The organism is Paraburkholderia sp. JPY419, from assembly GCF_050435705.1.
In the GTDB taxonomy this organism is placed as follows: domain Bacteria; phylum Pseudomonadota; class Gammaproteobacteria; order Burkholderiales; family Burkholderiaceae; genus Paraburkholderia; species Paraburkholderia youngii.
In genome coordinates, this window is the sequence record NZ_JBNDKV010000004.1 from 1,092,049 (window position 1) to 1,105,045 (window position 12,997).

Annotated in this window: 12 protein-coding genes and 1 pseudogene; 9 read left to right on the top strand and 4 right to left on the bottom strand. The window is 63.5% G+C overall.

Annotation, left to right across the window (positions count from 1 at the left end; all coding sequences use genetic code 11):
* Positions 1 to 94 precede the first annotated feature (94 nt).
* A pseudogene (locus QFZ91_RS33490) lies at positions 95 to 952 on the bottom strand (ESPR-type extended signal peptide-containing protein); the annotation flags it as partial.
* Positions 953 to 2,161: 1,209 nt separating this feature from the next.
* Here QFZ91_RS33490 and QFZ91_RS33495 point away from each other — a divergent pair.
* Positions 2,162 to 2,464 carry an ArsR/SmtB family transcription factor gene (locus QFZ91_RS33495; RefSeq protein ID WP_176107853.1) on the top strand — a complete coding sequence of 101 codons (303 nt, stop codon included), beginning with the start codon at positions 2,162 to 2,164 and terminating at the stop codon, positions 2,462 to 2,464.
* An 83-nt stretch (positions 2,465 to 2,547) separates the two neighbouring features.
* Positions 2,548 to 3,606: an alkene reductase gene (locus QFZ91_RS33500; RefSeq protein WP_429569823.1), complete on the top strand. Its 1,059-nt coding sequence runs from the start codon at positions 2,548 to 2,550 to the stop codon at positions 3,604 to 3,606.
* A 92-nt stretch (positions 3,607 to 3,698) separates the two neighbouring features.
* Here QFZ91_RS33500 and QFZ91_RS33505 read toward each other — a convergent pair whose 3' ends face one another.
* Entirely contained in the window at positions 3,699 to 4,226 is a 528-nt protein-coding gene (locus QFZ91_RS33505) for a GNAT family N-acetyltransferase (RefSeq protein ID WP_429569824.1), read from the bottom strand.
* A 151-nt stretch (positions 4,227 to 4,377) separates the two neighbouring features.
* Here QFZ91_RS33505 and QFZ91_RS33510 point away from each other — a divergent pair, with 151 nt between their 5' ends.
* From QFZ91_RS33510 to QFZ91_RS33525, 4 genes are all read left to right on the top strand, one after another.
* Positions 4,378 to 5,025, top strand: coding sequence for a VTT domain-containing protein (locus QFZ91_RS33510; RefSeq protein ID WP_429569825.1), 648 nt, complete (start codon positions 4,378 to 4,380; stop codon positions 5,023 to 5,025).
* Between the two features lie 120 nt (positions 5,026 to 5,145).
* A complete protein-coding gene (locus QFZ91_RS33515) occupies positions 5,146 to 5,598 on the top strand; it encodes a MarR family winged helix-turn-helix transcriptional regulator (RefSeq protein ID WP_176380971.1) in 453 nt (150 codons plus the stop codon).
* A 23-nt stretch (positions 5,599 to 5,621) separates the two neighbouring features.
* Positions 5,622 to 6,188 carry an isochorismatase family protein gene (locus QFZ91_RS33520; protein WP_429569826.1) on the top strand — a complete coding sequence of 189 codons (567 nt, stop codon included), beginning with the start codon at positions 5,622 to 5,624 and terminating at the stop codon, positions 6,186 to 6,188.
* Positions 6,189 to 6,251: 63 nt separating this feature from the next.
* A complete protein-coding gene (locus QFZ91_RS33525) occupies positions 6,252 to 7,601 on the top strand; it encodes an MFS transporter (RefSeq protein ID WP_429569827.1) in 1,350 nt (449 codons plus the stop codon).
* A 39-nt stretch (positions 7,602 to 7,640) separates the two neighbouring features.
* On the opposite strand, the gene QFZ91_RS33530 is transcribed toward QFZ91_RS33525, so the two are convergent.
* Positions 7,641 to 8,597, bottom strand: a complete 957-nt coding sequence (locus tag QFZ91_RS33530) for a LysR family transcriptional regulator (protein ID WP_429569828.1) — start codon at positions 8,595 to 8,597, stop codon at positions 7,641 to 7,643.
* A gap of 282 nt (positions 8,598 to 8,879) precedes the next feature.
* On the opposite strand from QFZ91_RS33530, the gene QFZ91_RS33535 reads away from it, so the two are divergent.
* Genes QFZ91_RS33535 through aroQ form a run of 3 tightly spaced genes read left to right on the top strand, consistent with a single transcriptional unit; the run spans position 8,880 to position 11,894 of the window.
* Positions 8,880 to 10,283 (top strand): MFS transporter, encoded by a 1,404-nt coding sequence (locus QFZ91_RS33535; RefSeq protein ID WP_368622104.1) that lies wholly within the window; start codon positions 8,880 to 8,882, stop codon positions 10,281 to 10,283.
* Between the two features lie 50 nt (positions 10,284 to 10,333).
* On the top strand, positions 10,334 to 11,404 hold the full coding sequence (locus QFZ91_RS33540) for a Gfo/Idh/MocA family protein (RefSeq protein WP_429569829.1): 1,071 nt from the start codon (positions 10,334 to 10,336) through the stop codon (positions 11,402 to 11,404).
* Positions 11,405 to 11,456: 52 nt separating this feature from the next.
* A complete protein-coding gene (aroQ, locus tag QFZ91_RS33545; RefSeq protein ID WP_013091411.1) occupies positions 11,457 to 11,894 on the top strand; it encodes a type II 3-dehydroquinate dehydratase in 438 nt (145 codons plus the stop codon).
* On the opposite strand, the gene QFZ91_RS33550 is transcribed toward aroQ, so the two are convergent.
* Positions 11,891 to 12,970 (bottom strand): hypothetical protein, encoded by a 1,080-nt coding sequence (locus tag QFZ91_RS33550; protein ID WP_429569830.1) that lies wholly within the window; start codon positions 12,968 to 12,970, stop codon positions 11,891 to 11,893. The genes aroQ and QFZ91_RS33550 overlap by 4 nt on opposite strands.
* Between the last annotated feature and the right edge of the window lie 27 nt (positions 12,971 to 12,997).

The window sequence follows — 12,997 nt, forward strand, 5'->3', positions numbered from 1 at the left end:
TGCTCGTCGGGTTCGCACCTGCAAACGTATACTCCGTCCCACGGATGGTTGTACCCGCCGTGCCCACCGCGGATGCCGTCCTCGAGTTCGCACCGAGCGCCACCGAATTGTCCGACGTTGCAACGGCGCCAGCACCGAGCGCCACCGAGGCAACCCCTGACGCCTCGGCGTACACACCAACCGCGGTGGCCGCACCGCCATTCGCAGCAGCAGAAGCTCCAAGTGCCGTGGCGCCATACGCTGACGACGTAGCTCGCGAACCGAGCGACGTAGCAAGATCTGCCGTCGAAGCAGCCTGATAACCAGCTGCAATTGCCTCCGGGCCCGAGGAAGTAGCCTCACCACCAAGCGCCACCGAGTCAGTTCCTGTCGCAGTGGTCTTGTAGCCAAGTGCCATGGAGTCGACGCCAGATGCCACACCCCAGCTTCCGAGCACTATCGACCTATCAGCAGATGCCAACGCATTGAGTCCAACTGCAGTCGTATCTCTTCCGCTGGCGACAGCGCTCGTACCGACCGCCGTCGCGAAGGAACCTGACGCCAACGAATAGGCGCCCAATGCCACGCCGAACCCAGCTTCGGCTGCCGCATGGTCCCCGAGCGCGACGCCACCTAGCTGCGCAGCAGCGCTAGATCCGACAGCAGTACTGCTGACGTTCGGCGGAGCAGGATAATTCGGATTGGCAAATTCCCAAGGGTTTGCGCACTCGCCGACTTGGCAGGGGTGCGCCCACACACCAGGTTTGCCGGCAACCGCGCCTTCGCCGGCCGCATAATGCGCCGTCTCAGCCTGCGCGCTGCCGACAAGCCCTTGACCCACTACAAACAAGGCCGCAGCTACGCTTGCAATCGCCGATGACTTGCTTCGCTTACCACGAGACGTCGTCAACTCTGAAGTTGCGACCCAGGTGCCACGGGATTCATTCCAGACACTTTTATACGACTTATTCATAATCCAATCCTTTCTCAAAACTAAAATTTGGCATCAGAGATTGCGACGTCCGCGTTATTCGTCGTCGCCCTTGGCCGCCGCGAAAGAGACGTTAATTTTTCTTTTCCTCTGAAATCTTTCACTTACCTACAAATCGTTTCTCAATACCGCGCATCATTCACGGCCACCCCGCCCGATGGGGGTGTGAATGAAAGAATTTGCATTTGAGGCATTAAAGAATTGCCTATGAACACAAAAATCGAAACGACTTGCTCACGACTAAAGTTCCGGATAATCTTATTTTTTTTGGATAAGCAAGATAATCAGCCTCGTCCTAAAGTCTCCACACAATACATAGGACAAAGCCGCAGGCTCGGCTTTATCGACAAATGCTTTGCCATCGATTTTTGGATCTTTTCGCGATGAAAAGGAAAAGGAGGAAAAACAACAAATAGGGCAAAAAAATTGGATGACTGTAGAAATAGAATTCGCCAAGTGTGAATGCGACAACGTAGGCAACTGGACCGGGAAGATGGCGAAGTGAGCCCGACGGACCCGCTCGCGGCGTTCAAGACGGAACGATCAAGAGCGAGCAGATGCGAGCCGAACTGATGCCGCCGTTTAAATCTGCACCGGAACCAGATCTCGCAAAAGAGGAGGCAACGGCGACTGGGTGCAGCAGATGAGTTCGTCGCTGCCGGTGCTCTATCGAGCGACCTACCGTTTCATCTGAAATTGCTGCGCGCAACGGTCGGCCGGACCTTGAATCGACGCCTCGAAAGAAGCGCTATTGGGGCAAGTTCGACTGTACGCGTGGCTTGGCGGGTTTCGCTGCAGACCCCGCCTGTTAGGGTCGCGAGGTCGAGCTGTATGCCCCATCAGTGCCAGGGAGCAAAACGGATCGATGATGGCGCGAAGTGCGCCTGTTCCTGTTCGACTTCGCGGGCCTGCGGGATCGTTAAGCCCCTGTACGCCCGCAAGAATCCAACATGGCAGCGCCAGTGACGCACTCATCGCGCCGGCACGGCGAGGCTGCAACTCGTAGTTGCTCGTCAATCGCCGCGCACCGCCACTCAGCGCGAACAAAACTTCATGTCGATACCTATCGCCCCATTCGCAGTAGTGCCTTCACCCATATCGCTAAATTGCGATATATGATTCGTACTGTAGCGATGCAATGCGCGCACGCCAACCAGCGTGCCGCTTGTCGAATCCCCTGAAACCATCCACATGACGCCCGATTTCGACGCGATCCACAAAGCGCTGGCCAACCCGGTCCGCCGGGAGATTCTCGGCTGGCTGCGCGAGCCGCAAGCGCATTTCGCCGATCAGGAGCTGCCGCTCGACCACGGCGTGTGCGCGGGCAAGATCGACGCGCGCTGCGGCCTGTCGCAGTCCACCGTGTCGGCGCATCTCGCCGCGTTGCAGCGCGCGGGGCTCGTCACGTCGAAACGGGTCGGTCAATGGGTGTTTTTCAAACGCAACGAGCCCGTCATTCAGGCGTTCCTCGAATACATGAACACCACGCTCTGAGCACCGCACTCGCATCGCCGCGTTTCCTTTTTCACGCAGTTTTATGAGGCTCGGGCCCTGCCCGCCGCCAAAGGTGAACTCTCATGCCGACTCTTTTCGATCCGCTGCAAATTGGCGATATCACATTGCCGAACCGCATCATCATGGCGCCGCTCACGCGTCAGCGCGCCGAGGAAATCCGCGTGCCGAACGCGCTGATGGCGCGCTACTACGCCGAACGCGCGAGCGCCGGCCTGATCCTCAGCGAAGCGACGTCGGTCACGCCGCAGGGCGTCGGCTACGCGGACACGCCGGGCATCTGGTCGCAGGAGCAGGTCGAAGGCTGGAAGCTCGTCACGCAGGCCGTGCACGACGCGGGCGGCAAGATCTTCCTGCAGTTGTGGCACGTCGGCCGTATTTCGGACCCGGTGTTCCTGAACGGCGAGCTACCGGTGGCGCCGAGCGCGATCGCGGCCGGCGGTCATGTGAGCCTCGTGCGTCCCGAGCGTCCGTTCGTGACGCCGCGCGCGCTCGAGCTCGATGAAATCGCCGGTGTCGTCGAAGCATTCCGCAAGGGCGCGGAAAACGCCAAGGCAGCAGGCTTCGACGGCGTCGAAGTGCACGGCGCGAACGGCTATCTGCTCGACCAGTTCCTGCAGGACAGCACCAACAAGCGCACCGATGCCTACGGCGGCCCGATCGAGAACCGCGCGCGTCTGCTGCTCGAAGTCACCGACGCCTGCATCAGCGTGTGGGGCGCACACCGCGTCGGCGTGCATCTCGCGCCGCGCCGCGACGCGCATACGATGGGCGACTCCGATCCGGCAGCAACGTTCGGCTATGTCGCGCGCGAACTCGGCAAGCGCAAGATCGCGTTTATCGCGGCGCGTGAAGCGCTCGGCGACGACCGCCTCGGCCCGCAGCTGAAGGAAGCGTTCGGCGGCCCGTACATCGTGAACGAAAAATTCACGAAGGAAACCGCGCAGCAGGTGCTCGACGCCGGTGAAGCGGATGCGGTGGCCTGGGGTCAGCTGTACATCGCGAATCCGGATCTGGTGCGCCGCTTCGCTGAAGATGCGCCGCTGAACAAGCCGGTTCCGGCGACGTTCTATGCGCGCGGTGAAATCGGCTACACCGATTATCCGGCGCTGGAAGCGGTGTAATCGGCAGTGACAGCGGGCTGATGTCCGCTGTATGAAATGGCAAAGCGGCGGGCGTGACTGAATTTCAGCCACGGCCGCCGCTTTTTTGCGCGCTAGACCAGATCGCGCTGCATGAAAACCCGTTTCGACTCATCGAGCCCGCGTGCGATATGCGCGTCGCGCCGCGCGAGCAACGACGCGTCGAGTTCAGCTGTGGTGAGGTCGCGAAAGCCGAGCCGCCGGTAGTACGGCGCGTTCCACGGCACGTCGCGATACGTCGACAGCACGAGTTGCGTCAATTTCCGCGCGCGCGCGATTCGCGCGACCTCTTCGATCAATGCCGCGCCGATGCGTCTGCCCGCGTGCGAGGTCAGTACATCGAGCTCCTGAACGTAGATGCGCGTCGACTGCGGCTCGAACATCACGAAGCCCACGCAAATCTCCTGCTGATCTAGCGCGACGATGATCTCGCGCGCTTCGATCTTGCGCTCGACGACCTCGCGCGCCATCGGCGGTGCGTCGGCGATTCCGGTCATGCCGACGCCGACGAAACGCAGGCCCGCTTCGAATTCGATGGCGCGAATCGTTTCCGCTTCGTGCGGCGCGGCATAACGGAAGGTGATGGCGGGGTCGTGCGACATGGCGTTGCATCTGATGAAGATCACCCGAGTTTGACATCGGTGCGGCAATACCGACAAGCGGCAAACGACATAAACTCGCGTAAGCGCCCTGCACCTACGCTCGCGGGACTACACTCATCAGATCCGAACGCCACCTGAGGCTCATGCCAACATGAACCTGATGAATGTGCTGCAGATCGCGCTGCACCTCGACCAGCACCTGAGTGCACTGATCGTGCAATTCGGCACGGCAATCTACGCACTGCTGTTCGTTGTCGTGTTCGTCGAATACGGCTTTCTGCCGCTGTTCTTTCTGCCCGGCGATCCACTGATATTCATCTGCGGCGCGCTCGCGGCCACCGGTGCATTGAACGTGTGGATCATCGCGCCCGTGCTGTTCGTCGCGACGGTGGCCGGCAGCATCGTCGGGTATGCGATCGGCCACGCGGTCGGCGACAAGGTCTACACCCGCAACTACTACTGGCTGAACCGCAATGCGCTGAGCCGCGCCCACGCGTTCAGCGAGGCGCGCGGCCGCCTGACCTTTCTGCTTTCACCCTATATCGCCGTGGTGCGCACGTTCGCGCCGTTCGCCGCGGGCGTGTCGCAAATGATGTTCTCGCGCTTCGTCACGTTCGTCACCGCCGGGGCGGCGCTGTGGATCGTGTCGCTGATCGCGGCCGGCTATCTGTTCGGCAACGTGCCGATGGTGCGCGAGCATCTGAGTTCGCTGGTGTTGCTGGGCCTCGCGCTCGGCGGTGCGATGCTGGCCGGCGCCGCGGCATGGCGCTTTTTCAACCGGAGGATGCGGGCGCGTTGAGCGGTTCGTCGCGCCGCCCTCGCGTACGGCGTCCCGTCACATCAAATCTTGACCCGAGCGAAATAAGAAGGTAGCCTTAGCAGGATACCTTCACATCATGTCATCGCGCGAGCTCATCGCATGAGCAAATCCCCTCTCCCCGTTACGCCGGAAGAACTCCATACGCTGGCCGAAGACCTGCGCGTGCTGGTGGGCAAGCTACGCCGGCGTCTGCGCGAGGAGTCGCATGTCGGCGACTTCACGCCGTCGCAGGTGCAGGTGCTGAATTTGCTGGAACGCGAAGGACCGGCCACGGTCACCGCGCTCGCGCGCGCGCACGGCATGCGTCCGCAGTCGATGGGAGAAACGCTCGCGGCATTGAAAGCCGCGGGGCTCGTCAACGGCGCGCCCGATCCCAACGATGGACGGCAGACGGTCCTATCGCTGACTCCATCCTTTCGCAAGAAGGTCAAGGCGAGCCGCGCGGCGCGCGAAGACTGGCTGTATCGCACGATTCAAACGCGCTTCACGCAAGCCGAACAGCAACAGCTCGCGACGGGCGTCGATCTGCTGAAACGCCTCGTCGATCTGTAACTCGTCAATCGCAGGAGCACCTCATGGCACTCACTACTCTCGATGCCAAAACCGCACTGGTCGTCGTCGATCTGCAGCGCGGCGTCGTCGCGTTGCCCACCGCGCCCCATCCGGCCGGCGACATCGTCGAACGCACGGTTACGCTGGTCGACGCGTTCCGCCGCCACGGCCTGCCGGTGGTGCTCGTGAACGTCACCGCCGGCGCACCGGGCCGCACCGAGCAGGGTCGCCGCTCCGCCGACTTCCCGGCCGGTTTCGCCGATCTGCTGCCCGAACTGAAGCAGCAGCCGTCGGACCATCTGGTCACCAAGCGCACGTGGGGCGCCTTCACCAACACCGATCTGGCCTCGTATCTGCAACAACAAGGCGTCACGCAAGTGGTGCTCGTCGGTATCGCGACCAGCATCGGCGTCGAATCGACCGCGCGTTTCGCGAGCGAGGCAGGCCTGAACGTCACGCTCGTCGTCGACGCGATGACCGATCTGAACCCCGACGCGCACACCAACAGCATCACGCGCATCTTCCCGCGCCTCGGCGAAACCGGCACGACGCAGGAAGTGCTCGATCTGCTCGAACGCTCGCGTGCCTAAAGCCCGAATTGAAGCGAGTCACTACCCGCATGCAGCCCACCCCGCGTTGAGGACACCCCTGCCGTGAGCACCACGTTCCGTTCGCTGCGCATATTCAACTATCGTGTCTGGGCGAGCGGCGCGCTCGTCTCGAACATCGGCACGTGGATGCAGCGCACGGCGCAGGACTGGCTCGTGCTCACCGAGCTTACGCATCACAACGCGACGGCGGTGGGCATCGTGATGTCGCTGCAATTCGGCCCGCAGATGCTGTTGCTGCCGCTCACCGGCTACGCGGCCGATCACTTCGATCGCCGCAAGCTGCTGTTCGCGACGCAGACGGCGATGGGTACGCTGGCGCTTGCGCTCGGTCTGCTCACGGTCACGGGGCTCGTGCAGCTATGGCAGGTCTACGTGTTCGCTGGGCTACTCGGCTGCGTGACCGCGTTCGATTCCCCCGCGCGCCAGACCTTCGTATCCGACCTCGTCCGCGAACGCGATCTCGCCAACGCGGTCGGGCTGAACTCCACGTCGTTCAACGCCGCGCGTATGCTCGGCCCGGCGGTCGCGGGTCTGCTGATCGCGTCGGTGGGCAGCGGCTGGGTGTTTCTGATCAATGCGCTGTCGTTCGTCGCGGTGCTCGGCGCGCTGCGCATGCTGCGGCTCGACCAGTTGCATATCAAGCCGCGCAATGTGCGCTCGCGCGGCAGCTTCGTCGAAGGCTTCAAATATGTGTGGACGCGTCCCGATCTGAAGGCGGCGCTCCTGATGCTGTTCCTGATCGGCACCTTCGGCCTGAACTTCCCGATTTTCATCTCGACGATGTCCGTCACCGCATTCCGTGCCGGCGCCAGCGAGTACGGCCTGCTCAGTTCGACGATGGCGATCGGCTCGGTCACCGGCGCACTGCTCGCCGCGCGCCGCGCGCGGCCCACGATCGGGCTACTGCTCGGCGCGGGCGCGATATTCGGCATCGGCTGCACCACAGCCGCGCTGATGCCCAACTATGTGCTGTTCGGCATCGTGCTGGTCGTGATCGGCGTGTCGACACAGACCTTCACCACCTCGACCAATAGCCTCGTGCAACTGACCACCGAGCCCGCGATGCGCGGCCGCGTCATCGCGATCCTGCTCGCAATCGCGCTCGGCACCACACCGCTCGGCGCGCCGGTGGTCGGCTGGGTCGCCGACCGTTTCGGCCCGCGCTGGGCGCTCGGCGTCGGCGCGGCATCGGGCTTCGGCGCGGCGCTTGTCGGTCTTGTCTATCTGATGCGCTACCGGCAGTTGCGCTTCTATCGTGAAGGCTGGCGCCTGCGTTACAGCATCGAAGACCCGCGGCCCGTCACGGCCGCGACGGTGTTTCCCGACTCCGTCACGACGCTTCAGCGCAGCGAGCTCGACGCGGCGGAAGAGGATACGGCTTCGAGCGTGTAAACACGCAAGCGGTGAGCGCCGGACCCACGCAGGCGCTGTTCAGAGTCCGCCCACGCCGCGCGTCACCAGTGCATACGGTCCGCGTGTCAACTGCTCCCTGAGAAACTCGATGCACACCTGAATCCGCGCCGACGACGACAAGCGCTCGGCCGTCACCGCCCACACATCGGCGGATTGCTGATAGTCGGGCAGCACGCGCACCAGTTCGCCCGCGCGCAGGCTCTCGGCCACGTCCCAGACCGACACCATCACGATCCCGTAGCCCTGCTTCGCCCACTGCACGACGATGTCGCTCAGGTTCGACGCGACCGTGCCCGTCACCTTCACGCTCCTTTCGCCGTTCGGCCCACTGAGACGCCAGACCCCGAAGCGGTCGTCGCGGCCGCGAAACAGCAGGCAATCGTGGCCGGTCAGATCGTTGAGTTCGACCGGCGCACCGTGCTGCTCGAGATAAGCCGGTGACGCGCACAGAATGCGCGCGCTCTCCACCATCTTGTGCGCGATCAGATGCGGCTCCTGCACCTCGCCCACGCGCACGTCGATATCGAAGTTCTCGCCGACCACATCCGCGCGCCGATCCAGCAGTTCGAGCCAGACTTCGAGGTTCGGGTGACGCTCGCGCAGCATCGCGAGAATCGGCGACACGTGCTTGCGGCCGAGGCGCAAACTCGTGCTGATGCGCAACAGGCCGCTCAGCTCGGTGCGGCGATCGGCGAACGCGTCGGCCATGCCCTGCACGTCATCGAGAATTTTTTGCGCCCATTGCAGCGCGGCTTCGCCGTCGCTCGTTACGCTGACGCGGCGCGTGGTGCGCTGAAACAGTTTCACGCCCAGACCGGCTTCGAGCATTGCGATGCGCTTGCTCACATGCGACGGCGACAGCCCCATCTCCGTCGAGGCCGCGACAAAACTGCCGCGCCGCGCGATATGACAGAACAGCTGCAGATCGCGCAGGAAGGATTCATTCGTGGCTGTGAGCGCATTCTGATTTTGCATCTGGACGCATTGTGTCGGCGCATAACGCTATTACCCTAGCTCCAACGGATTGGTTGGGCAAGGGCCGGTCGTTTGAATGCCGGTCTGAATGCAATGCCCCGCGCACTGAGACATGGTTAACCCGCAGTGCGCCGCGGCGGCGCATGACATGCGTCGACCATGTCGTTGTGCTGCACCGCAGCAACGAGATCAGGAAAATCCTGGCTTGCGCGGTGCCCGTTTAAAAGCGCCAATGATTCAGCCGTAGAAGCTGACAAAAACATTTCCCATTCAGGAGACGACATGCAAACGAACGCATCGGCAAGTAGCGGACATAGCTCGCAGGCGCGCAAGGCAACCGCCAGCGGCTGGATCGGCTCGGCACTCGAGTACTACGACTTCTTCATCTATGCGCAGGCCGCCGCGCTCATCTTTCCTCAACTGTTCTTCCCTTCCGGCAACCCCAAGATCGCGATCGTCGCATCGCTCGCAACCTACGGCGTCGGCTACGTCGCGCGGCCGATCGGCGCAATCGTGCTCGGGCACTGGGGCGATACACACGGCCGCAAGAACGTACTGCTGCTCTGCATGTTCCTGATGGGTCTGTCGACGATGGCGGTGGGTTTGCTGCCGACCTATCACCAGATCGGCTTTCTTGCACCGGTGCTGCTCGTCGTGCTGCGGCTGATCCAGGGCTTCGCGGTCGCCGGTGAAATCTCGGGCGCCAGCTCGATGATCCTCGAGCACGCGCCATTCGGACGACGCGGCTACTACGCGAGCTTCACGCTGCAAGGCGTGCAGGCCGGGCAGATTCTCGCCGCCGCGGTATTCCTGCCGCTCGCGTATTACATGGACGACGCCTCGTTCAACTCGTGGGGCTGGCGCATTCCGTTCCTGCTCAGCGCGATCGTGCTGATCGCCGGCTACATCATCCGCCGCGAAGTCCACGAAACGCCCGCGTTCGAGAAGGAAGGCGCGAGCGGCGGCGTGCCGCGCTCGCCGATCATCGAAGCGTTCAAGTACAACTGGCGCGACATGCTGCGCGTCGTGCTGTGCTCGCTGATGAACGTGATCCCGGTCGTCGCGACGATTTTCGGCGCGGCGTACGCGGTGCAGCCGTCGTATGGAATCGGCTTTTCGAAGAGCCTGTATCTGTGGATTCCGGTGATCGGCAATATCGTCGCGGTGCTGGTGATTCCGTATGTGGGCAATCTGTCCGACCGGATCGGGCGGCGTCTGCCGATCATCGTCGGCGCGCTCGGCGCCGGGCTGCTTTCTTTCGCGTATCTGTACGCGATCAGCATCCACAACGTGCCGCTCGCGATGGTGATGTCGATCCTGATGTGGGGCGTCATCTATCAAGGCTATAACGCGATCTTCCCGAGCTTCTACCCGGAACTGTTCCCGACGCGTTCACGCGTCTCCGCGATGGCGATCGGCCAGAACATCGGCACGACGATCACCGCTCTGCTGCCGGCCCTGTTCGCCTACGTCGCGCCGCCGGGATCGCACAACGTGCCGCTGACGATCGGCGCGATCACGTTCGGCATCACGATCGTCTGCGCGATTTCCGCATGGAGCGCGCGCGAGAACTTCCGTGTGCGGCTTAGCGACCTCGGCGAAAAGAACGTCGTGCCGATGGACAAGCTCAGCTACGACGCGCTGCGCGCGCAAAGCATGGCCGCCGGGAAAAAGGCCGTTGCTTGAGCCCGCTTGCCGGTTAGCGCGTCTAATCAGTACTTTCAGGGAACCCGCTCATGACCAGCACCCGGATCGCCGTCGCCGGCGCGGGCTACATCGGCCGCGCTCATATGGCGGTCGCGCAGCAAAGCGACGCGTGCACGCTGTCGGCGATCGTCGATCCGTCGCCCGCGGCCGCCGCGCTCGCGGCCGAGGCGGGCGTGCCGCTGTTCCGCACGCTCGACGAGCTGCTCGAACGCGATCGCCCCGACGGCGTGATTCTCGCAACGCCGAACCAGCTGCACGTCGAACACGCGTCGCGTTGCCTAGCGGCGCGCGTGCCGACGCTGCTCGAAAAGCCGATCGCGCCGAGCGTCGACGAAGCGGAAACGCTCGCCGCCGACGCCGAGCGCAGCGGCGTTCCGCTGCTGATCGGTCATCATCGCGCGCACAGTCCGATCATGGCGCGCGCGCGGCAGCTGATCGACGAGGGACGGCTCGGCAAGCTCGTCGCGGTGATGGGCAGCGCGGTGTTCTTCAAACCCGACGAGTACTTCGCCGACGCCGACTGGCGGCGCCAGCCCGGCGGCGGTCCGATCCTGCTGAACATGATTCACGAGGTGCACAACCTGCGCATGCTGTGCGGCGACATCGTCGCCGTGCAGGCCTTCTCGTCGCATGCCACGCGCGGCTTTGCGGTCGAGGATACGGTCGCGATCAACCTGCGCTTCGCGAACGGCGCGCTCGGCAGCTTCATGCTGTCCGATACCGCCGCGAGCGCGCGCAGCTGGGAGCAGACGTCGCAAGAGAACAAGGCCTATCCGTCGTATCCGGACGAAGATTGCTACGTGATCGCGGGCACCTTCGGCTCGCTCGCGGTACCGACGATGCGTCTGAAGACCTACGCCAAAGCCGCGGACCGCTCGTGGTGGAAGCCGTTCGACGTCAGCGTCGCCGACATGACGCGCGACGATCCGCTAAAGCTGCAGCTCGAGCATTTCGTGCGCGTGATTCACGGCAAGGAGCCGCCGCTCGTCAGCGCGCAGGACGGTTTGCAGAATCTGCGTATCACCGAGGCGATCGTCGAAGCGGCGAGGACCGGCGCGGTCGTCGATACGACCCGCGCCGTCGCGGCGGCGGTGCACTAAAACAAGCCGAATTGGCGCCGATATTTCACAGTTGATTACTCAGGATGGCTCTATGAAAACATTCGTGATGCTGCACGGCATCAACCACAACATGTTCGGCAAGCGCGATCCCGCGCAATACGGCACCATCACGCTCGAAGAAATCGACGCACGGCTGCGCGCGCTCGGCGACGAGCTCGGCGTGCGGGTCGACAGCTTTCAGACCAATAGCGAAGCGGCGATGTGCGAGCGCATTCACCAGGCGTTCACCGACAACGCCGACGGCGTGCTGATCAATGCCGGCGCATGGACGCACTACAGCTACGGCATTCGCGATGCGCTCGCGATCCTGACCGTCCCGGTGGTCGAGATCCACATGTCGAACATTCACGCGCGCGAAGCCTTCCGGCATCAGTCGGTGTTCGCGGAGATCGTCAAAGGGCAGATTTGCGGCTTCGGCGTGGACAGCTATCTGCTCGGGCTGCGCGCGGCGGTGTCGGCGGCGGGCTAGCGCCACGTTTCGGTCAGCTCGTTGGCCAGCACCATTTTGTGGCGGACCACCTCGACGAAGGCCGGGTCGATGCCGGCCTGCGCCTTCAGGAATTTCAGCGCGGCGGAGTGCACGGCGCGCAACGCGCCACCGTCGATGCCCGTCATGCGCGCCGCGCTGCGCCGCGTTTCAACCACCAGATCGCGCGCGCTCGTGAAGTCGGGTGCCAAGCCGCATTGCGCGTCGAACGCGGCGCTCAGACCGGTCGCGTAGTCGCGCGACTCGCCGAGCCGCTCCATATCGATCAGCAGATCGACGCCCTCGCCCATGCGCAGCGCGCAGAGAATCCACAACGCAATGAACGCGCGATACGCGTTGTCGCTGTCCACCGTGCGCGCGAACTGCTCGCACGCGAGCGCATATGCGTCATCGGGCATCGGCGGCAGTGGCGGCAGGCGCACGCCGCACACGCCGATCGCCTCGCTCACCAGCGGGTCGATCTGGTTCAGACCGAGCACGCGAAACGGCGCGGCGACAAAAAACGCATTGCTCCATTGCTGCCGCAGCAGCCAACCCGACGCGAACTGAGACGCGGGATTGCGCAGCACACCCACGTGCAGCGCCTCGGCAAACGCGCGCTTCAGCCACGGCAGACGACCGCCCGTGCGGCAAAACTTGAACACGGGCACGCGGCCCCGCTCGATCGTGTGTGCGCTCAGCGCGCGCAAATAGGCCTGCAGTGACGCGAATGTCGCATCGGGCTCGCGCGTAAAGCGATCGATGCTGAAGCGCCGGTCGTAACCCGCGACGCCGCGCGCGTCTTCGCGCAAAAACGGCCGGTATTCGTCGAAGTATGGCGCGGCGAGCGGCGGGTGCCCCGAGGTCAAGGTCGGCCGCGAGGCGGGCACGTCGGCGAGCTTGAGATCGGCGAGCACGTTGCTGAGCGGCTCGTAGAAACCGGCCGCGCCTTGGAGCTCGCGCAGCCGCGACCACACCCACGTGCCCGCGCTGCGCCAGCCGGTATGCAGAAAAACCGCCTGTTTCAGCGAAATATTGGGCGCTGCGCCGTTCGCGGACGACTCATGAGGCAACGACATGGGACTTCTCTTCCAATGATTGAATCG